Annotated in this window: 16 protein-coding genes and 2 tRNA genes; 10 read left to right on the top strand and 8 right to left on the bottom strand. The window is 61.7% G+C overall.

Going from position 1 to position 20,524, the window contains the following annotated elements; genetic code table 11:
* Positions 1–80: 80 nt before the first annotated feature.
* Positions 81–269 carry a hypothetical protein gene (locus tag ACIQWO_RS06700; RefSeq protein ID WP_039397952.1) on the bottom strand — a complete coding sequence of 63 codons (189 nt, stop codon included), beginning with the start codon at positions 267–269 and terminating at the stop codon, positions 81–83.
* Positions 270–630: 361 nt separating this feature from the next.
* On the opposite strand from ACIQWO_RS06700, the gene minC reads away from it, so the two are divergent.
* The 3 genes from minC to minE are packed head-to-tail and all read left to right on the top strand — an operon-like array spanning position 631 to position 2,515.
* On the top strand, positions 631–1,392 hold the full coding sequence (gene minC / locus ACIQWO_RS06695; RefSeq protein ID WP_402821880.1) for a septum site-determining protein MinC: 762 nt from the start codon (positions 631–633) through the stop codon (positions 1,390–1,392).
* A 43-nt stretch (positions 1,393–1,435) separates the two neighbouring features.
* On the top strand, positions 1,436–2,251 hold the full coding sequence (gene minD, locus ACIQWO_RS06690; protein ID WP_039397956.1) for a septum site-determining protein MinD: 816 nt from the start codon (positions 1,436–1,438) through the stop codon (positions 2,249–2,251).
* A 9-nt stretch (positions 2,252–2,260) separates the two neighbouring features.
* Positions 2,261–2,515 (top strand): cell division topological specificity factor MinE, encoded by a 255-nt coding sequence (minE, locus tag ACIQWO_RS06685; RefSeq protein WP_039397958.1) that lies wholly within the window; start codon positions 2,261–2,263, stop codon positions 2,513–2,515.
* Between the two features lie 135 nt (positions 2,516–2,650).
* Here minE and ACIQWO_RS06680 read toward each other — a convergent pair whose 3' ends face one another.
* The 7 genes from ACIQWO_RS06680 to ACIQWO_RS06650 all read right to left on the bottom strand — a co-directional run bounded on the left by ACIQWO_RS06680 (position 2,651) and on the right by ACIQWO_RS06650 (position 13,000).
* Entirely contained in the window at positions 2,651–3,574 is a 924-nt protein-coding gene (locus ACIQWO_RS06680) for a DUF1571 domain-containing protein (protein ID WP_402820859.1), read from the bottom strand.
* Between the two features lie 44 nt (positions 3,575–3,618).
* A complete protein-coding gene (locus ACIQWO_RS06675; RefSeq protein WP_402820856.1) occupies positions 3,619–5,334 on the bottom strand; it encodes an AMP-binding protein in 1,716 nt (571 codons plus the stop codon).
* Positions 5,335–5,479: 145 nt separating this feature from the next.
* On the bottom strand, positions 5,480–6,799 hold the full coding sequence (locus ACIQWO_RS06670) for an acetyl-CoA C-acetyltransferase (RefSeq protein ID WP_402820853.1): 1,320 nt from the start codon (positions 6,797–6,799) through the stop codon (positions 5,480–5,482).
* Entirely contained in the window at positions 6,796–7,815 is a 1,020-nt protein-coding gene (locus tag ACIQWO_RS06665) for a MaoC family dehydratase (protein WP_402820850.1), read from the bottom strand. Before ACIQWO_RS06665 ends, ACIQWO_RS06670 begins: the two co-directional genes overlap by 4 nt.
* Positions 7,816–7,817: 2 nt before the next feature.
* Positions 7,818–9,251, bottom strand: a complete 1,434-nt coding sequence (locus tag ACIQWO_RS06660) for a 3-oxoacyl-ACP reductase (RefSeq protein ID WP_402820847.1) — start codon at positions 9,249–9,251, stop codon at positions 7,818–7,820.
* A gap of 66 nt (positions 9,252–9,317) precedes the next feature.
* The gene (locus tag ACIQWO_RS06655) at positions 9,318–11,816 is read right to left on the bottom strand and encodes an acyl-CoA dehydrogenase (protein WP_402821877.1); all 2,499 of its coding nucleotides are present in this window, start codon (positions 11,814–11,816) and stop codon (positions 9,318–9,320) included.
* A 359-nt stretch (positions 11,817–12,175) separates the two neighbouring features.
* The gene (locus tag ACIQWO_RS06650) at positions 12,176–13,000 is read right to left on the bottom strand and encodes a TetR/AcrR family transcriptional regulator (RefSeq protein WP_402820844.1); all 825 of its coding nucleotides are present in this window, start codon (positions 12,998–13,000) and stop codon (positions 12,176–12,178) included.
* Between the two features lie 455 nt (positions 13,001–13,455).
* On the opposite strand from ACIQWO_RS06650, the gene tig reads away from it, so the two are divergent.
* The 7 genes from tig to ACIQWO_RS06615 all read left to right on the top strand — a co-directional run bounded on the left by tig (position 13,456) and on the right by ACIQWO_RS06615 (position 20,494).
* The gene (tig, locus tag ACIQWO_RS06645; protein ID WP_402820841.1) at positions 13,456–14,796 is read left to right on the top strand and encodes a trigger factor; all 1,341 of its coding nucleotides are present in this window, start codon (positions 13,456–13,458) and stop codon (positions 14,794–14,796) included.
* A 125-nt stretch (positions 14,797–14,921) separates the two neighbouring features.
* Complete coding sequence (clpP, locus tag ACIQWO_RS06640; RefSeq protein WP_046293800.1) at positions 14,922–15,575, top strand: ATP-dependent Clp endopeptidase proteolytic subunit ClpP; 654 nt, start codon at positions 14,922–14,924, stop codon at positions 15,573–15,575.
* 236 nt (positions 15,576–15,811) lie between these two features.
* Positions 15,812–17,092 carry an ATP-dependent Clp protease ATP-binding subunit ClpX gene (clpX, locus tag ACIQWO_RS06635; protein ID WP_402820838.1) on the top strand — a complete coding sequence of 427 codons (1,281 nt, stop codon included), beginning with the start codon at positions 15,812–15,814 and terminating at the stop codon, positions 17,090–17,092.
* A 194-nt stretch (positions 17,093–17,286) separates the two neighbouring features.
* Positions 17,287–19,707 (top strand): endopeptidase La, encoded by a 2,421-nt coding sequence (gene lon, locus ACIQWO_RS06630; protein ID WP_402820835.1) that lies wholly within the window; start codon positions 17,287–17,289, stop codon positions 19,705–19,707.
* Between the two features lie 294 nt (positions 19,708–20,001).
* Positions 20,002–20,274, top strand: coding sequence for an HU family DNA-binding protein (locus ACIQWO_RS06625; RefSeq protein ID WP_039397973.1), 273 nt, complete (start codon positions 20,002–20,004; stop codon positions 20,272–20,274).
* Positions 20,275–20,327: 53 nt separating this feature from the next.
* A tRNA-Val gene (locus tag ACIQWO_RS06620) sits at positions 20,328–20,403 on the top strand.
* A gap of 14 nt (positions 20,404–20,417) precedes the next feature.
* Positions 20,418–20,494: transfer RNA gene (locus ACIQWO_RS06615), tRNA-Asp, on the top strand.
* The last annotated feature ends 30 nt before the right edge of the window (positions 20,495–20,524 follow it).

The raw sequence follows: 20,524 nt of genomic DNA, 5'->3' as shown, positions 1-20,524 counted from the left end.
GAATGGCCCGGACAAATGAAAAGCCCGCCTTCCGGCGGGCTTTTTTGCGACTACTGACACCTCTACAACTGGCTGGGCGCTCAGGCAACGGCCTGAAGGAAGTACTTGCCCTGAACAGTCAGGCGGGGTGACTTCGCTCCCGTCTCCAACTCTTCCCACTCGATCAGTTTGCTCTCAAGCAACGATTCGAGGTCAGGGCGATCCAGCTCCACTTGCTCCGGAGCATCCTTCACCAGCATCAGGGTGGCAAATTCATGATGACTCAGCATCTTCGTCTCCCGGTTTGCGGTTCCACAGGGGGTCCCTCGTCAGGGACTTTAAGGATAGGTCACGAAAAAGACGCTTGCGCGACAAAATTCGTACTTTCGATGCTGCTTTGCAGCACTTCTCGTGTTGGACTTTCCCACGCAGAGAATAGGCTTTGCTGATGACATTGGCATGTCAATCGTCTAGCATTTCGCAACGCAATAAACGTATTCAAAATGCATCGTGCTGCTGCGTTGCGGCAATGGTGCTTTTTGGGCAATTTGCGGGGGTGCCCGGGGGTTGCCCCGCTTATTAGCGGTTTGCTGGAGGTCAAGGGACGGTAGAATGGCCCAATTTGCCAGCAATCGCGCACAACAACCTGACATGCCGCAAAAGAAAACGCCGTACTTCGAGTTACGCAGTGGTGCTGTAGACACGCTGCATTTCGTAGTCAAGACGCCTCAACTGGACACCTTGCGCACCGAACTGGCGCAACGTTTCGAAGCGACCCCGGAGTTTTTTGCTGGCGACACCGTCGCCATCGACGTACGGCGTCTGGCCGGCAACGAACGCGTCGCCGTGCCTGCGTTGGCCGAAATGCTGGCGGAATTCCGCATGAAGCCGATCGGGGTCGTCGCCAACACGGAACAAGCGGGTTGGGCGGTGGCCGACGGTCTGCCACTTCTGGATAGTCACGAGCGCCACGAGCGCCGTGCGCCGCGCACGGCACGCGACGATGAGTCAGCGCCGCAGGCAAGCGCCGAGGTAGTGTCTGTTGCCGCGGCACCGGCGGTTTCTGAGGCCTCTTCCATCCCCTCAACCATCATCGACAAGCCGTTGCGTTCGGGTCAGCAGGTCTATGCGAAGGGCGACCTGATCATCCTCGATCTGGTGAGTTATGGGGCCGAGGTGATCGCGGAAGGTAATATTCACATTTACGCGCCGCTGCGGGGGCGGGCACTGGCAGGGGTGAAGGGCAAGCTCGACGCGCGCATCTTCTGTACCTGTCTTGAGCCCGAGCTGATTTCCATCGCCGGTATTTACCGGACCGGCGAATATGCACTGCCGCCCGATGTTCAGGGGCGCTCGGTGCAGGTGCGGCTGGTAGACGACAAATTGATTTTCGAGCCCCTCGGGCTCAAGTGATTCGTAGCTAATTTCATCCTCAAGTTTGGGAAGGCATCGACAGATGGCAAAAGTGATTGTGGTGACCTCTGGCAAGGGTGGTGTCGGCAAGACGACAACCAGCGCCAGCTTTTCCGCCGGCCTCGCCTTGCAGGGGCACAAGACGGCAGTCATCGATTTCGACGTCGGCCTGCGCAATCTCGACCTCATCATGGGTTGCGAGCGCCGCGTGGTGTATGACCTGATCAATGTGATTCAGGGCGAAGCCAACCTCAATCAGGCGCTCATCAAGGACAAGTCCTGCGAGAACCTGTTTATCCTCCCCGCCTCGCAAACGCGTGACAAAGATGCACTCACGCAAGCGGGCGTCGAGAAGGTCATCAAAGACCTGACCGACATGGGTTTCGAATACATCGTGTGCGATTCGCCGGCCGGTATCGAATCGGGCGCGTTGCTCGCGATGCACTTCGCCGACGAAGCGCTCGTGGTGACGAACCCGGAAGTGTCGTCGGTCCGTGACTCGGATCGCATTCTGGGCATTCTGTCGTCGAAGACGAAGCGTGCCATCGATGGCAGCGAGCCGATCAAGGAGCATCTGCTCATCACCCGTTACAACCCGAAACGTGTCAACGACGGCCAGATGCTGTCGCTGGAAGACATTCAGGAAATTCTGCGAATCAAGCTCATCGGCGTGATTCCGGAATCGGAGTCGGTGCTCCATGCCTCGAACCAGGGTACGCCCGCCATCCATCTGGATGGCACGGACGTAGCCGATGCGTATCGCGACGTGGTAAGCCGATTCAAGGGCGAAGACAAGCCCATGCGCTTTACCGACTATCAAAAGCCGGGCCTGTTGCAGCGCATTTTCGGCTCGAAGTAAGGAGCGCCCATGTCCTTCCTGTCTTTCCTCCTGGGGGAGAAGAAAAAGACCGCCGCCGTTGCCAAAGAGCGCCTGCAGATCATTCTGGCGCACGAACGCACGGGCTCGTCGCCGCCTGCCGATTACCTGCCGGCACTGCAACGCGAGCTGGTCGCCGTCATCTCCAAGTACGTGAAAATCGCGCAAGACGACATCAAGGTCAGCGTCGAGCATCAGGACAACCTGGAAGTGCTCGAAGTGAAGATCGAATTGCCGCAGACCTGAACGGTCACCGGTGATCCGGCGGCTTCTTTGCAAGACGCCGGTGTCTGAAGAGCGAATAAGCGAAAAGCCCGCCACCCTAGATTCAGGGTGGTGGGCTTTCGTCGTGCTTGCGGCATGTGTTGGACGGAGGTTGCGTCAGAACTTGTAGTCGGGGTTCTTCGGGTCGAACGTGGCGTCCGTCCACTGCTCCTTGCGCACCTTCTCGAAGCGCATTTCCTCGACCTTCTGCCCGGCGGCGTCCCACGCTTCGATACCTCGCGGTCTGCCCGTCTTCAGATCGAGCAGCACGCGGGACTTGTTGGCGTAGTGCTGTGGCGGCCCGGACGGGGCCTCCCATTCCAGTGCCAGCACGCGAACGCCATTCGATTCGGAGACCGATATTTTCGCTGGCTTCTCGGAAAGTCCGGCGGCGCGAAAGCTCTTGCCGTCGTGTGCAATCTGATCGGCGATGAAGGCGAAACCGAGATCGCGCACCGTGTGGTTCGACTGCGAGCGGGCGAGCGAGCCGTCAATGCTGCTCCAGATCGACGTGAAGCCGAGGATGCCGCCAAGGTGTCCGTACATCTCCTTGGGACGTTTCGTCTCGTCATAGATGATTTCCTGCCCGGCGTGCGCGCCGTCAGGCTGCCACTTCGCGTAGATCTGCAACGGGTTCTCGCGAATCTTCACGAGCATGCGGTCGGGCGTGGTCTGCCACTGATTGTTGATGCGTTCGTGACGCGTCAATTCGTACTGATACTCCGGCAATGCCGAGGCCTCCGCCTTCAGAAAGCGCACGAGCGCTTCCGGCTGGATGGCCTGGATGCTGGCGACGATCTGCTCGTCGGGCATCTTCGCCAGTTCGCCGCTCTTGATCGTGCGTGCGAGCCATTGCGTTTGTGCTGCGACGGGCAGGGCGGCGAGCTTCGCGGTGTCTGCGTCCGGGGCGGCGGTGGACGTGGACGTCGATGTGGCGGGTGCGCTCGCCTGCCCGAGCGCACTGGAAGGAGCCAGCACGCCCGCGAGCGCACCGAAAGTCAGTGCAGCGGGCAGCATGGCCAGCGTCAATGTCATTCTCATATTGTTATCTCCCTTTATCTCCATGTGGTGCTGTGAGTCTCTCGCTACCTCCCTGAGACCGGTTCACGCAGCTCGCGCCGCAGGATCTTGCCGACCGTCGACTTGGGCAGTTCGCCCTGACGGAATTCGATGATGCGCGGCACCTTGTACGCGGTCAGATGCTTGCGGCAGTGCGCGGCCATGGCTTCGATGGTGAGCGTCGGGTCCTTGGCGATGACCACAAGCTTCACGCGCTCGCCAGCCACCGGATCGGGCACGCCGACGACCGCGGCTTCGCGCACGCCGGGGTGGAGCATCACCACGTCCTCGACCTCGTTCGGATAAACGTTGAAACCCGACACGAGAATCATGTCCTTCTTGCGGTCGATCAGCCTCACATAGCCGCGCTCGTCCATGACGCCGATGTCGCCGGTCATCAGCCAGCCATCGGCGTCGAACGTTTTGGCCGTCTCCTCGGGACGATTCCAGTAGCCGCGCATGACCTGCGGCCCACGCACGCACAACTCGCCCGGCTCGCCGATGGGTGCCCACGTGCCGTCGTCGCGCTTGAAGCGCACGTCGGTCGACGGCGCGGGCAGGCCGATGGAGCCGGAAAAGTCGACCGTGTCCATGTGCTCGATGTCCACGGGGTTCATCGTGACAATGGGGGAGCATTCGGTGAGGCCGTAGCCTTCGATGATCGGCTTGCCCGTGACCTGCTTCCATCGCTCGGCAATCGCGCGTTGCGTTGCCATACCGCCAGCGAGCGACAGCTTCAGTTTGGAGAAGTCGCGTGCACGGAAGTCGGCGTTCTCGAGCAGACCGTTGAACAGCGTGTTGACGCCGGTCACGCCCGTGAACGTTTCGTTGCGAATGATGTAGACGACTTTTTTCACGTCGCGCGGATTCGCAATCAGGATGTTGCGTCCGCCCAGACTCATGAACACCAGACAGTTCAACGTCAGCGAGAGGATGTGATACATCGGCAACAACGACAGATTGACTTCGATGTCGCCGTCGAGCTGATCGGCCGCCCACGCCTCCGTTTGCAGCAGATTGGCCAGCACGTTGCCGTGCGAGAGCATGGCGCCCTTGGCGACACCGGTTGTCCCGCCGGTGTACTGGAGAAAGGCGAGGTCTTCGCGCACGAGCGGCACCGGCGTGGCCTTCAGCTTTGCGCCGCTCGCAAGCGCCTGACGCAGCGCAACGGCCTGCGGCAAGCGATACGGCGGCACTTGCTTGGCGATGTGCCGCATCAGGAAGTTGACGGCATGTCCCTTGATGTTCGCGCCCGGCTGAAGCAGATCGCCGATCTGCGTCACCAGCACATTGCGTACTTCGGTGCCGGGTAACGCTTCCTCCAGCGTTTTGGCGAAGTTCTCGAAGACGACGATGGTCTGTGCGCCGCTGTCCTGCAACTGGTGCTTCAGTTCGCGTGCGGTGTACAGCGGGTTGACGTTGACGACGACAGCACCGGCAATGAGGGTGCCGAACAGGCAGATCGGATACTGAAAGCAGTTGGGCATCATGAGCGCGACGCGCTCGCCTTTCTTCACGCCTTGCGCTTGCAGCCACGCGGCGAAGGCATGGGCCTGACGGGACACCTCGCCATACGTGATCTCACTGCCGAGACTCACGAAAGCGATGCGGTCGCGGTACTTCTCGATCCATTCGTCGAACGCCTGCACGAGCGATGCATAGCGATTGACGTCGATGTCGGCAGGTACCCCGGGAGGGTAGGCACTGAGCCACACGCGTTCCTGCTGAACGGCTTGATCCATCGTTGTCTCCGTTGAAGTTTTCTGCATTTTTATGCGCCGCCATGATCGCGATGTGGCCGATCTTTTGTCGGCTCGCTGTCGTTCGCCCGGCGGCGTTTGCAACTTCCCCTGTGTGGCTTTGCTCGTTGTTTTGTGGCTGTTGTGTTTATCGTTCCAGCATTGCGACGACACCCTGACCGCCAGCCGCGCAGATCGAGATGAGGCCGCGGCCGCCACCGCGCTGGGACAACAGCTTGGCGAGGGTGGCGAGAATGCGCCCGCCGGTGGCGGCGAACGGATGGCCGCATGCGAGCGAGCTGCCGTTCACGTTCAGTCGCTGACGGTCGATACTGCCCAGCGGCGCGGACAGTCCCAGCTTGTCGCGGCAGTACGCGGGGTCTTCCCATGCCTTCAGCGTGCAAAGCACCTGCGCAGCGAAAGCCTCGTGAATTTCGTAGAAATCGAAGTCCTGCAACGTGAGTCCCGCCTGTGCGAGCATGCGCGGCACCGCGCAGGCCGGAGCCATCAGCAAGCCCTCGCGCTGCGATTCGTCCGGATTGAAGAAGTCGACGGCCGCCGTTTGCGAGTACGTCAGATAGGCGAGCACCGGATGGTTATGCGCCTTCGCCCAGTCTTCGCTCGCGAGCAGCACGCACGACGCACCATCGGTCAACGGCGTGGAGTTGCCTGCTGTGAGCGTGCCTGTAGCGCTACGGTCGAACACCGGCTTGAGGCTGGCGAGCTTCTCCAGCGTGAGGTCGGGGCGCAGGTTGTTATCGCGTTGCAGGCCGCGAAACGGTGTCATCAGATCGAGGAAGAAACCGCGCTCGTACGCTTGCGCCAGATGCTCGTGACTGGCGAGCGTGAGCGTGTCCTGCGCGGCGCGTTCGATTTCCCAGCGCTTTGCCATCAACTCGCAATGCTCGCCCATCGAGAGGCCCGTGCGTGGCTCGCCGTTGCGGGGCAGCGCCGGGTTGAACAACATGCCGGGACGCACCTTCGCCAGCGCGCCAAGCTTGCCGCCGGTGCTGCGCTGACGGTTCGCTTCGAGCAGGATCTTGCGCAGCTTCTCGTTGACGCCGATGGGCGCGTCCGATGCCGTGTCGACGCCACCGGCAATCGCCACGTCGATCTGACCGAGTGCGATCTTGTTGCCGGTGAGGATTGCTGTCTCAAGACCTGTGCCGCAGGCCTGCTGGACGTCGTAGGCGGGCGTTTGCGCGGCGAGTGTGGTCGACAACACCGACTCGCGCGTCAGGTTGAAGTCGCGGGCGTGCTTGAGCACGGCGCCCGCCGCGACTTCGCCGAGCGTCTGGCCGTGCAGATCGAAGCGGTCGATGAGACCCTGGAACGCGGCCGTGAGCATGTCCTGATTCGACGCCGTGGCGTAGGCCGTGTTCGAGCGCGCGAAGGGAATGCGATTGCCGCCGAGGATCGCGACGCGGCGTAAGGCGGGGGCGGGCGCAGTGGGTTTGAGGGCGCTCATGGCTGGTCCGGGAGATGGGTCTGTGAGGATGAGGAAGACGAAGAGGGCTGGGCCGAAGACGCGCCGCCGATGGGCTGACAGCGTCCGCGCAGATGCGGGACGGTGCCTGCAGCGTCGCGCAGTTCGAAATGTTGAGCACGCGGATGAGCGTCCGGTTGCACATGCGGTTGTGCGGGTGGCGCACGCCAGAAGGTGACGTCGCCGGGCAGCAGCACGGGCGTCTTGAATTCCACCAGCAGATCGATCGGGCCGGAAGCGCTCACGTCGTCTGGCAGCACAGCCGCGAGCGTTCGCGCGAAGCTCCACATCCCGTGAATGATCGGGCGCACAAAGCCGAACAGCTTCGCCGTGAGCGGCCACAGATGGATCGGGTTGTAGTCGCCCGAGATGCGCGCATATTGACGTCCAAGGTCCGCCGGGACTGCCCAGGTCTCCGCTTTCGTCAGTGACGGATCGGCGCTCAACTGTGCCTGATAGGGGGCGCCGAGTGCGTCGCGCACGCCGGTGCGCAGGTACAGACTCTCGCCGATCCACACGACGATGTCGTCGCGACGCGCCGTCGTGACCACCGTGAATACCTGTCCTTTGTCGTGTGCGGACAGCGGGCCGCACCGCACATCCAACGTCAGACGTTCGCCCACGTTCAGCGTCGCGAACTGCCGGATCCGGTTTGCCAGATGCACCATACCGAGCATGGCGAATGGGAAAGCACGGTCGGTCATCAGCAGCATGTGAAGCGGGAAGGCGAGCAGGTGCGGCCACGTGGGCGGCACGCCCGTCGTCTGTGCGAAGCCACACAGCCGTGCGTAGCGGGCGATGTCTTCACCGTCCAGTGGCACGTTGCGCCGCTCGAAAGCCAACGGTGGCATCGGCTGCGCGCGCGCTGGTTTGCGCGAGGTCATCAGTGCGCGCAAGTACAGATGCAGGGGCGACGGCAGATACGTGACCTGCTTCAGCTGTGTGGCGACGGCAATGTTCGGACTGTCAGATGGATCACGCGGTCGGTCGTTCGGCATCGTCATGCTCCCAGCAGGCTCTGGCCGCACACGCGCACGACTTGTCCCGTCAGCGCGCCCGAGGCGGGATGCGCAAGCCACGCGATGGCTTCGGCCACGTCGACGGGCTGGCCGCCCTGTCCGAGGGAGTTCATGCGGCGTCCGGCTTCGCGAATGGCGAACGGGACCGCAGCGGTCATCTGCGTCTCGATGAAGCCGGGGGCGACGGCATTGATGCTGATATGGCGCCCAGCGAGCAAGGGCGACCACGCCTCAACCATCCCGATGACGGCCGCCTTCGATGCGGCGTAGTTCGTCTGCCCGCGATTGCCCGCAATGCCACTGATGGAAGCGACACCGACGATACGGCTGTTCGCGCGCAGCACACCGGCATCGAGCAACGCGGCATTGAGGCGCTGCGGTGCGCCGACATTGATGTCGAGCACGCTTTGCCACTGCGCATCGGTCATGCGAACAATCGTCTTGTCGCGCGTGATGCCAGCGTTATGTACGAGGATGTCCAGACCGTTCGGTGCATGCGTCGCGAGATGCGCCATCAGTGTGGCGGCGGCCTCCGGCGACGCGATATCGCATGTGAGGGCGCTGCCGCCGAGGCGCGTGGCGACGGTGGTCAGCGCGTCTTGCGCGGAAGGGATGTCGACGCACACGACATGCGCACCGTCGCGCGCCAGGACGGTCGCGATGGACTCGCCGATGCCGCGTGCCGCACCCGTCACCACGGCGACCTGTCCGGCCAGCGGGCGGGTGTCGCGCATGGGCGGCGTTTCGAAGACGGGCGCTTGAAGCGTGATCGCCTGACCGCTCACATACGCGGCGCGAGGTGAGAGGAAGAACCGCAACGTGGAGTGCAACGACTCGCGGGCATCGGGGGCGACGTAGAGCAATTGCGCCGTTGCACCACGCTTGAGCTCCTTGGCCAGCGAGCGCACGAAGCCTTCCAGTGCGCGCTGCGCGATGCTCGCCTGAGGCGTGGCGGCCATCGACGGCGGCAGGCCCAGCACCAGCACGCGAGCGCATCGATCGAGCGTTGCCAGCGTGTCGTGGAAGAACGCGTAAAGCGATTCGAGTCCTGAGGTGTCGGCAATGCCGCTCGCGTCGAACAGCAGCGCTTTGGGACGCACGCCTTCGTTTGCGTTGAACCGTCCGCTCATCGTGCCTGCCTTGTTGGTGTAGGAGATCCAGTCGAGCCGCTGCGCGTGGGCAAGGCTCGGGATGCCGAGCCAATGCAGTTCGCGGGCGAGACCGGGCAACAGTGGCGCGTCGCCCGCGCCGCCGACGACGGCCAGCGGTGGCGCAACGAGACGCGCTTCGGCGACATCGTCGCCATCGTCCGGCATGCGCTCCAGCGGTACCGGGCGAGGCAGGCCCAGCGCGTTGGCCAGGCGGCTGCCCACGGCGGAGTTGGCAAAGGCAAGGTATCGGTCGGACGTCGTCACGGCGCGGAAATCCTCAGAGTGTTCTGGCGAAAAATCGATAACGGTTGGCAGGGCTGGACGACGGACTCACGACGTGAGTGCTTCGTCCGCCGGGGTCTGCTGCCGGGCCTGTTGCATATCGCTGGCACGCCCGAAATCGGCAGGGAAATCGTCGACCGCCACGGCCTTCGCCGCGTAATCGGCGTACTGCGCCAGCAGGCGGCGCTCGTCGTCGCTCACCAGTTGCAGCGTCGCCGCGTGGTCCACCCAGGCCGTGAACTCGGGCAGGCTCTGCGGCATGGCCGCCAGACGCCCCTCCTTGATCGCAGTGCGCAGACGTTGTTCGATCACGGTGACTTGCGGCGTCATCTGGAAGACGATTTCGCCGTAAGCCAGATCGTCGACGTCAGGGCTCGGCGAGTAGCTGCCAGCGATGAGGCGCTCGCGGGCATCGCCCGGTGTCTGCATCACCTCGGCCACGCGCGCAGCCAGCGCATCCGACGGCTTGGCGTACGGCAGGCCGAGCGGCATCAGCTTCCAGTGCATCCACCATGCAACGCCCCGCGACGGATAGTTCGCCAGCACGCCCTCGAAGGCTTCGCGCGCTTGCCAGAGGGCATCCTGCGCAGCCCAATGCACCAGCGGCAGGTCGGCTTCGGGGCGGCCTTCGTCCTCGAAGCGTTTGAGCGTCGCCGTCAGAAGGAAGAGTTGAGAGAGGATGTCGCCGAGACGTCCCGTGATGCTCTCGCGGCGCTTGAGCGAGCCGCCGAGGACCGCCATCGAAATGTCGGCCGCGATGGCGAGCAGTGTCGACATGCGGTTAGCGGCGCGGTAGTAGACGTGCAGTTCGGGCGCGGCCTTCGACGGCACGGCAGAGAAGCGCGCGTGCGTGATGCTTTGCAGCGCGCCGCGCACGATGTTGCTCGTGACGAACGTCAGGTGGCCGAAGAGCGCGTCGTCGAAGGCGCGCACGGCGGCGGTGTGGTCGGCCGTTTGCGCGGCGGCCAGCTCTTTGAGCACGTACGGATGGCAGCGGATTGCGCCCTGACCGAAGATCATCAGGCAGCGCGTCATGATGTTGGCGCCTTCCACGGTGATCGATACGGGAATCTGCTGGTAGGCGCGGGCAAGGAAGTTGTTCGGGCCCATGCAGATGCCCTTGCCAGCGACGACGTCCATGCCGTCGTTCACCACCTTGCGGGCGCGCTCGGTCACGTGGTACTTCGCGATGGCCGAGATCACCGAGGGCTTTTCGCCGAGGTCGACGGCCAATGCCGCCATACGACGCGCAGCGTCCATCGCATAGAGGTTGCCCGCCATGCGTGCGAGCGCTTCCTGAACCCCTTCGAATTTGCCGATCGGCGTGCGGAACTGGCGACGCACGGCCGCATACGCGCCGGTCGCACGCACGGCGATCTTCGAGTAACCGACGTTCGACGACGGCAGCGAAATCGCGCGGCCTGCGGCCAGACATTCCATCAGCATCCGCCAACCCTTGCCGACTTGCGCTTGTCCGCCGATCACCCAGTCGAGCGGGATGAAGACGTCCTTGCCTGAGTTCGGACCGTTCTGGAAGACGGCGTTCAGCGGCCAGTGACGACGGCCGATCACCACGCCCGGATGCTTCGTCGGAATCAATGCGCAGGTAATGCCGGGTTCGGCGTCGTCACCCAGCAGATGGTCGGGGTCGAGGGCGCGGAACGCCAGGCCGAGCACCGTGGCGATGGGACCTAGCGTGATGTAGCGCTTGTTCCAGGTGACGCGAAAGCCGAGCGTTTCGCGGCCCTCATGCATGCCGCGGCAGACGATGCCGATGTCGGGGATGGCGGCGGCGTCCGACCCCGCGTAGGGGCTCGTCAGCGCAAAGCAGGGGATTTCCTCGCCCTTGGCGAGGCGGGGGAGGTAGTAGTCCTTCTGCGCCTCAGTGCCGTAGTGCAACAACAGTTCGGCCGGGCCGAGCGAGTTCGGCACCATCACTGAAACAGCCGCGGCAGAGCAGCGCGACGCCAGCTTCATCACCACTTGCGAGTGCGCGTAGGCGGAGAATTCGAGGCCGCCGTATCGCTTCGGAATGATCATGCCGAGGAAGCCCGCATCCTTTGCGTATTGCCAGGCCTTGGGCGGCAGATCTTGCCAGACCTGCGTGCTTTCCCAGTCGTTCGACAGATCGCAAAGATGCTCGACCTGATTGTCCATGAACGCCTGCTCGTCGGCCGACAGGGCGGGGGCGGGCATGGCGCTGAATTTGTCCCAGTCGGGGCGGCCGGAGAACAGGTCGGCATCCCACCAGACGGTACCGGCTTCAATGGCGTCTTTTTCGGTGTCCGACATTTCCGGCATGATCGAACGGAACTTGGCGAGCATCGGTGCAGTGACCCACGCACGGCGCAGCGGGCCGATGCTGAGAATCAACGCGGGGAGGATCAGCACGACGGCGAGAATCGCGGTCGCGACCGTTCCTGTCAGTCCGAGCGAGATGCCTGCACCCACCCACAGGACGGTGGCGATCAACCATTGCCAGGCGTGCGCACGATAGAAAAGCAGGGCGGTGACGCCCACGACAAACGCGAGAATCCATAAGGCCATCATTTTCTCCTCCCTTCGGGTTCAGCTCCCCGGCCGGTGCCAGATGGCCCGCCTTCGCGCTGACCGTGCGCCCCGAGGGGCGAACGCAGCGTCGGGGCTGTCGTCCACGTGCCGTCTGTCGATCTTCGCTGGCGTTGTGCGCAGTGGGATTCGGTGACGGCGTTGTTGTTGGATCGTTCGGCGACGCAATGGTGCGCCGTGAATTCGAGTAAGGCGTCGAAACCCGAAACCATCACGCGATGGAAAGCCGACGGCCGTCCAGAGCGCGTTACGGGTTACTCAATTGATACGGCAAGCGCGAGGCGCGATGGCCTGCTGGGCCCCTTGTCCGGTCACGCAGTTGCCGAATACGTTCTACGTCAGACGCTCGCAAGCGAACGGTCGCTGGCGTTCGAATCAGGGCCGTCGTCGTGTGTTTGAGATCCCGTGTGTCCTGACGCCTGTCCGGCTTCGCGTGGCGGGGTGACGTCGGCATCTTTCGCCAGTGCGAAAACGGCAGCGAAGCTCGCCAGTTGCTCGTCGCCCGGCATCGGGGCCTTGAGCGCGGCGACCATGAGTGCCGTCAGGCGTGCCACGACTTGCAGGTCGCCCATCGGCTGTCCCTGCGCGAACGTGTCGATCAGACGGGAGGTGTCGCTGCTGGCGAGCACGCCGGAGAGCGCCTGCAACGCGAAGTGCAGACGCCAGCCCAGTTCCTGGCGCGGCAACTCCGGCAACGCGCGCGCGAAGGCTTCGAAGAAACGCTCGAAGACCGGCGCGTAATGCTGTTGCAGATAGTCGCGGATGAAGGGCGAGGGGTCGGCGTAGACGCGTCCGAGCAGCCGCAGGAATGCGGGGCCGCCGATGTCGCGATGATGGGAAATAGCAAGGGCCGGGATGAACATCGCGCCCAACACGTGCTCGCATGTCAGCTTCGGGGCTGGCCATGTGGCCTCGGCGCGCGTAAGCAAGGCGAGGCGTTCGTCGTTTAGCCGGTCCAGCCGGCGCGAAAGCATCGCCTGGAGCAGGGTTTCCTTACTGCCGAAGTGATAGTTGACGGCCGCCAGATTGACTTCGGCACGCGAGGTGATCTGGCGCAGGGACATGGCTTCATAGCCGAATTCGATGAACAGGTCTTCTGCCGCATCGAGAATGCGCAGTTTGGTGTCGCCAGCTTGACGGCCGGCCGAGACGCGTGGACTCACGACGAACCTCCTGTGTGTTCCAGGGACGGACCCAGAGACGGACGGCACAACGTCGCACCATCGTCAGGAACCGATGTTTCATTCAAACGTTCGATTGAATCCTAGGCGGTAAGTGGACGTCCCCCAAGCGCTTTTTGTGGGTGCCGTCCTCTAATCTGGGTTTTGGGCAGAGGGCTGCCGGGGAGGGCGTTTTTCGGGACGGAGAACTTCGGGAAAGGTAGAAAGGTCTGATTTCGGTGCTTTCCAGCCGGAAAGTCTGGAGGCGGGACAATAGTTTGCTAAAATGTTCCGCTTTGTGTGCAAGACCGTTTTGGCGCTAACCCGATTTGTCGGGTGCGGAGGGAAGCCGGCGACGCATCGTCGGTTCCGGCCCAAGGTTGATTAACTGACAGGGTCCGCTTGCGGCATTCCCTCGCCGCAACACAGAACGACCCTCTGGATGGACGAATATCCTCATGACTATCGCTGTTGAAAACCTCGGCAAGCTCGAGCGTCGCTTTACCATCACCCTGCTCAAGCAGGACGTCGAAAAAGAAGTCGCGACGCGCATTCAGCGACTGTCGAAGACGGTTCGCATGCCGGGCTTCCGTCCGGGCAAGGTGCCCCTGAAGATGGTCACCCAGCAGTACGGTGGTCAGGTCGAAGCCGAAGTCGTCAGCGACAAGGTTGGCCAGCAATTCTTCGAAGTCAGCAAGGACCAGGACCTGCGTGTGGCCGGTCAGCCGCGTTTCGCGCCGAAGGCCGACGCCGCTGAGACCGAATACGCTTTCGACGCCACGTTCGAAATCTATCCGGAAGTGAAGATCGGCGATCTGGCCACGGCTGAAGTCAGCCGCACCACGACCGACGTCTCGGAAGCCGAGATCGATCGCACCATCGACATCCTGCGCAAGCAGCGCGTGCACTACCACGTGCGCGGCGAAGCCGGTGCCCACGGCGACGGCGGCTCGGTCGAAGCCAAGGACGGCGACCGCGTGACGGTCGACTTCGTCGGCAAGATCGACGGTGAAGTGTTCGCAGGCGGCAGCGCCGAAGACTTCGTGTTCGTGCTGGGCGAAGGCCGCATGCTCCCGGAATTCGAAAAGGCAACGCTGGGCCTGAAGGTCGGCGAAGCGAAGGAATTCGAACTCAAGTTCCCGGACGAGTACCACGGCAAGGAAGTGGCCGGTAAGACCGCCACGTTCACCGTCACGCTCAAGAAGGTCGAGTGGGCACACCTGCCGGAAGTCGACGGCGAATTCGCCAAGTCGCTCGGCATCGCCGACGGCAGCATCGAAAAGATGCGCGCCGACATCAAGGAAAACCTGTCGCGCGAAGTGAAGCGTCGCACGCAGGCACTCCTCAAGGATCAGGTCATGAACGCCCTGATCTCGGTGTCGGAACTCGACGTGCCGAACGCACTGATCGAACAGGATCAGGAACGCCTCGTGGCGATGGCCCGTCAGGACCTCGCACAGCGTGGCGTGCCGAACGCCGGCAACGTGCCGATCCCGGCTGAAATGTTCAAGGAACAAGCCGAGCGTCGCGTGAAGCTGGGTCTGATCCTGGCTGAGCTGGTCAAGCAAAACGACCTGCAAGCCAAGCCGGACCAGATCAAGGCCGAAGTCGAAGAGTTCGCGAAGAGCTACGAAGACCCGCAAGAAGTCGTCCGCTGGTACTATGGCGATCAGCAGCGCATGGCGGAAATGGAAGGTTTCGTCGTCGAGAACAACGTGGTCGAGTTCGTCCTGGGTAAGGCCAAGGTGACCGACAAGCAAGTTAGCTTCGAAGAGCTGGCTGGCAACACGCAAGCGTAATCGGCGCAACACGACCGACTGAACCGCCGCGGCCGCAAGGCCGTGGCGGTTCTTTTCCAAATGGCCTTCGGGCTTCCTCCTTGCGGCGCGCAAAACCATCTCGATAGAAGGGTCGAACCGATATGATTACCCGTTCCGAATTGCTCGCCCAACTCGCCTCCCAGACGCACAACTCCGCTCTCGACACGCAAGGCCTTGGCCTCGTGCCGATGGTCGTCGAGCAAAGTGGTCGTGGTGAGCGCGCTTACGATATTTATTCGCGACTCCTCAAAGAGCGCATCATTTTCATGGTTGGCGAGGTCAACGACCAGAGCGCCAACCTCGTCGTCGCCCAATTGCTGTTCCTCGAGAGCGAAAATCCGGACAAGGAAATCTCGATGTACATCAACTCGCCGGGCGGTTCCGTCTCGGCAGGTCTGGCGATTTACGACACGATGCAGTTCGTCAAGCCGGCGGTCTCGACGCTGTGCCTCGGCATGGCTGCGAGCATGGGCGCTTTCCTGCTGGCTGCTGGTGAAAAGGGCAAGCGTTTTGCTCTGCCGAACGCACGCATCATGATTCACCAGCCGCTGGGCGGTGCGCGTGGTCAGGCATCGGACATCGAGATTCACGCCAAGGAAATCCTGCTGCTCAAGGACCGGTTGAATCGTCTGCTGGCGGAGAACACCGGGCAGTCGCTCGAAGTGATCGCACGCGACACCGACCGCGACAACTTCAAGTCCGCTGCCGATGCCGTCGAGTACGGTTTGATCGATCGCGTGCTCGAAAAGCGTCCCTGATTCGGACCCGGAGACGGGGCGCCTGACGGCAAAATCGTTGGCGCGACACCGGGTATTTTCGATTCGGGAAGCCGGGTGATCGCGCCAAGTCTTTGTCGTTAAAGGGAATTTATGGCTGTCGCGAGTGGGCCACACGCTCGTACAGCATGGCGTTACAATGGGATTCACGTATGCCGCGTTTGCCGCCCCCGGCGGGGGACGACCGGGGCGCAAATTGCTAGCAGGCTGACACAGATATGGTGGATAAAAAAAGCACTTCCAACGGCGAAAAGCTGCTCTACTGCTCCTTCTGCGGAAAGAGCCAGCACGAGGTCAAGAAGCTCATCGCAGGTCCGTCCGTGTTCATTTGCGACGAGTGCATTGATCTGTGCAACGAGATTATTCGCGACGAGGCCGCAGCGGCCGAAGACGAGAGCGGCAGCGGCGCCAAGTCCGATCTGCCGTCCCCGCAGGAAATTCGCGAGAGTCTCGATCAATACGTGATCGGTCAGGACCGGGCCAAAAAGATTCTGGCCGTTGCGGTCTACAACCATTACAAGCGATTGAAGCACCTCGGCGACAAGCGCGACGAGGTCGAACTTTCCAAGAGCAACATCCTGCTGATCGGGCCGACCGGCTCGGGCAAGACGCTGCTCGCGCAGACGCTCGCGCGTTTGCTCAACGTGCCTTTCGTGATTGCCGACGCCACCACGCTGACCGAAGCCGGTTATGTGGGTGAGGACGTCGAAAACATCATCCAGAAGCTCCTGCAGAACTGTAATTACGAGATCGAGCAGGCGCAGAAGGGCATTGTCTACATCGACGAAATCGACAAGATCAGCCGTAAGTCGGACAACCCGTCGATTACGCGCGACGTGTCGGGCGAAGGCGTGCAGCAGGCGCTGCTCAAGCTGGTCGAAGGCACGATGGCGTCGGTGCCGCCGCAGGGCGGTCGCAAGCACCCGAACCAGGATTTCATCCAGGTCGATACGACGAACATCCTCTTCATTTGCGGCGGCGCGTTCGATGGTCTCGAAAAGATCATCATGAACCGTACCGAAAAGACGGGGATCGGCTTCGGCGCAACGGTCAAGACGGGCGAAGAGCGCGACGCGGGCGAATTGCTGCGCGAGGTCGAGCCCGAGGATCTGATCAAGTTCGGTCTGATCCCGGAATTGATCGGTCGTCTGCCGGTGGTTGCCACGTTGGGTAAGCTTGACGAAGACGCGCTGGTCACGATCCTGATTGAGCCGAAGAACGCGCTGGTCAAGCAGTATCAGCGTCTGTTCTTGATGGAGGGCGTCGAGCTGGAGATTCGCCCGGCCGCCATGCACGCCGTGGCGCGCAAGGCGATCAAGCGCAAGACGGGCGCGCGTGGCCTGCGTTCGATCATCGAACAGGCCTTGCTGGAAGTCATGTACGAGTTGCCGTCGCTTAAGGGCGTGACCAAGGTCATCCTTGATGAAAACGCGATCAGCGGCGACGGAAAACCGCTCTTGATCTATCAGGAGTCGCCCAAGGTTGCCGGCTCCAATTGAACGGTCAACTTAGCGCTACCCCAAGCCGTTCATGGAAACATGGACGGCTTTTTTTCCTTCATACTAGTGCCACGGGCAATGAAACCCCGAGTGGTGCAACTTGTTGGCGAAAGAGCTTTCCCAGCCTCTTGTAATTCTCGCCGGCGGCCTCAATTAGCTGGAACACAACGGTATCGTTAAATATGGGGAACGAGATGTCAGGCACCCAAATCCTCCCGCCCGAAGCGATTCAACTGCCCCTGTTGCCTCTGCGCGACGTGGTCGTGTTTCCGCACATGGTGATTCCCCTTTTCGTGGGGCGTCCGAAATCGATTAAAGCGCTTGAAACCGCGATGGAAGGCGGCAAGCACATCATGCTGGTCGCGCAGAAAGCCGCGGCCAAGGATGAGCCCACGTCCAAGGATCTCTATGAGATCGGCTGCGTGGCGAACATCCTGCAAATGCTCAAACTGCCCGATGGCACCGTCAAGGTGCTCGTCGAGGGTATCCAGCGCGCCCGCACCCTGAGTGTGGACGAAGAAGAAACCCAGTTCACGTCGGAAGTCATGCCGCTTGAGCCGGACGACGGCAATTCGCCGGAATCCGAGGCTCTGCGTCGTGCGATCGTGGCGCAGTTCGATCAGTACGTGAAGCTCAACAAGAAGATTCCGCCGGAGATCCTGACGTCGCTGTCGGGCATCGACGAAGCGGGTCGTCTGGCTGACACCATCGCTGCACACCTGCCGCTCAAGCTGGAGCAGAAGCAGAAGATTCTGGAGATGTTCCCGGTCATCGAGCGCCTTGAGCATTTGCTCGCGCAGCTCGAGAGCGAGATCGACATTCTCCAGGTGGAAAAGCGCATCCGTGGCCGCGTAAAGCGCCAGATGGAAAAGAGCCAGCGCGAGTACTACCTGAACGAACAGGTCAAGGCGATCCAGAAGGAACTGGGCGAAGGCGAAGAGGGTGCGGATCTCGAAGAACTCGAGAAGCGCATCAAGGCCGCGCATCTGCCCAAGGAAGCCAAGAAGAAGGCCGACGCCGAACTCAAGAAGCTCAAGCTGATGTCGCCGATGTCGGCAGAAGCGACCGTCGTGCGTAACTACATCGACACGCTGGTCGGTCTGCCGTGGCGCAAGAAGAGCAAGGTGAACAATGACCTGACGAACGCCGAGAAGGTGCTCGACGAAGACCACTTCGGTCTCGAGAAGGTCAAGGAACGCATCCTTGAGTATCTTGCTGTGCAACAGCGCGTGGACAAGGTCAAGGCGCCGATCCTGTGCCTGGTCGGGCCCCCCGGTGTGGGTAAGACCTCGCTCGGTCAGTCGATCGCGCGTGCCACGAACCGCAAGTTCGTGCGTATGGCGCTGGGCGGCGTGCGCGACGAGGCTGAGATTCGCGGCCACCGTCGCACGTACATCGGTTCGATGCCCGGCAAGATTCTGCAGAGCCTGTCGAAGGTCGCTGTGCGCAACCCGCTGTTCCTGCTCGACGAAGTGGATAAGATGGGCATGGACTTCCGTGGCGACCCGAGCTCGGCGTTGCTCGAAGTGCTCGATCCGGAACAGAACCACACGTTCTCGGACCACTACGTCGAAGTCGACTTCGATCTGTCGGATGTGATGTTCGTGGCGACGTCGAACTCGCTGAACATTCCGGCACCGCTGCTCGACCGTATGGAAGTGATCCGTCTGTCGGGTTATACGGAAGACGAGAAGGTCAACATCGCCCAGCGTTATCTGCTGCCGAAGCAGAAGAAGAACAACGGGTTGAAGGAAGGCGAAATCGATCTGACGGAAGCCGCGATTCGCGACATCATTCGTTACTACACGCGTGAAGCGGGCGTACGTTCGCTTGAGCGTGAAATCTCGAAGATCTGCCGCAAGGTCGTGAAGATGTTGCTGCTCAAGAAGGTCGATGGTTCGTCGATCAAGGTCGACGCTGGCAATCTCGACAACTTCCTCGGCGTGCGCAAGTTCGACTTCGGTCTGGCCATGAAGGAAAACCAGATCGGTCAGGTCACGGGTCTGGCGTGGACGGAAGTCGGTGGCGATCTGCTGACGATCGAAGCCGCACTGATGCCTGGCAAGGGCAACATCATCCGCACGGGTTCGCTCGGCGACGTGATGAAAGAGTCGGTCGAAGCGGCGCGCTCGGTGGTGCGTTCGCGTGCACGTCGTCTCGGCGTGTCCGACGAGCAGTTCGAGAAGAAGGACATCCACATCCACGTGCCCGAAGGCGCGACGCCTAAGGACGGTCCGTCCGCTGGTATCGCGATGACGACGGCGCTCGTGTCGGTGCTCACCGGGATTCCGGTGCGTGCGGATGTGGCGATGACCGGTGAGATCACGCTGCGCGGCGAAGTGTTGCCGATCGGTGGTCTCAAGGAGAAGCTGCTTGCAGCACATCGCGGTGGCATCAAGCTCGTGTTGATTCCGGAAGAGAACGTGAAGGATCTCGCCGAGATTCCCGATACGGTCAAGAACGCGCTGGAGATCGTGCCGGTGCGCTGGATCGACAAGGTACTTGAACTCGCACTGGAGCATGCACCGGTGCCGCTGCCCGAAGAAGAATCCAAGGCAGCGCCTGTGACGCCGAACGCAGACGCAAGCGGCAAGCAGGACGTCATCAAGCACTAAGCGGGTTTCGTTGGGCGACTGATCGCAGTGCGGTCGTCGCTCGATAGAAAAACGTTCAAAAAGCTCGGGGTTTTCCCCGGGCTTTTTTTATTCACACAAAGTGCTCGAAAATAACGTCCGGCAAGCACTGATTCAGGAGTGCTTCCGATGCAGTCAGAACGCCGCAAAACGGCTTGACATCAGGGTTTGCGGCTTGTCTAATGGCAAAGCCAGCGGACCTCTCAGATCAATGTCAAGGCGCGCAAAGAGCGCCTCCGCGGCTCAATCGCCTACTATCCTTGCAAGGGGGTTACAGTGAATAAGACGGAACTGATCGAGCACATCTCTGAACAGGCAGATATTTCGAAAGCTGCCGCAGGTCGATCGCTTGACGCATTGGTGGGTGCAGTAAAGAAAGCGTTGAAGAAGGGTGACGATGTGACGCTGGTCGGCTTTGGCACGTTCCATCTCGCCAAGCGCGCCGCTCGTACGGGACGCAATCCGCGCACGGGAGAACCCATCAAGATCAAGGCGGCGAAGGTTCCGAAATTTCGCCCTGGCAAAGATCTCAAAGATGCAGTAAACTAACCAGCTTTCCTGCTTCGGCAGGAGGCAGAAAGAACAAGACTAAAATCAGGAACGGGTGCTTAGCTCAGTTGGTAGAGCGGCGCCCTTACAAGGCGTAGGTCGGGGGTTCGAGCCCCTCAGCACCCACCAGTTCCAGATCTTGGGGAGCGGTAGTTCAGTTGGTTAGAATACCGGCCTGTCACGCCGGGGGTCGCGGGTTCGAGCCCCGTCCGCTCCGCCAAATTGTGAAAAGGCGAACTTCGGTTCGCCT

Source organism: Pandoraea sp. NPDC090278 (assembly GCF_044772185.1).
In the GTDB taxonomy this organism is placed as follows: Bacteria; Pseudomonadota; Gammaproteobacteria; order Burkholderiales; family Burkholderiaceae; genus Pandoraea.
The sequence above is the reverse complement of the archived record's forward strand: the minus strand, read 5'-3'. Positions and strand labels throughout refer to the sequence as shown.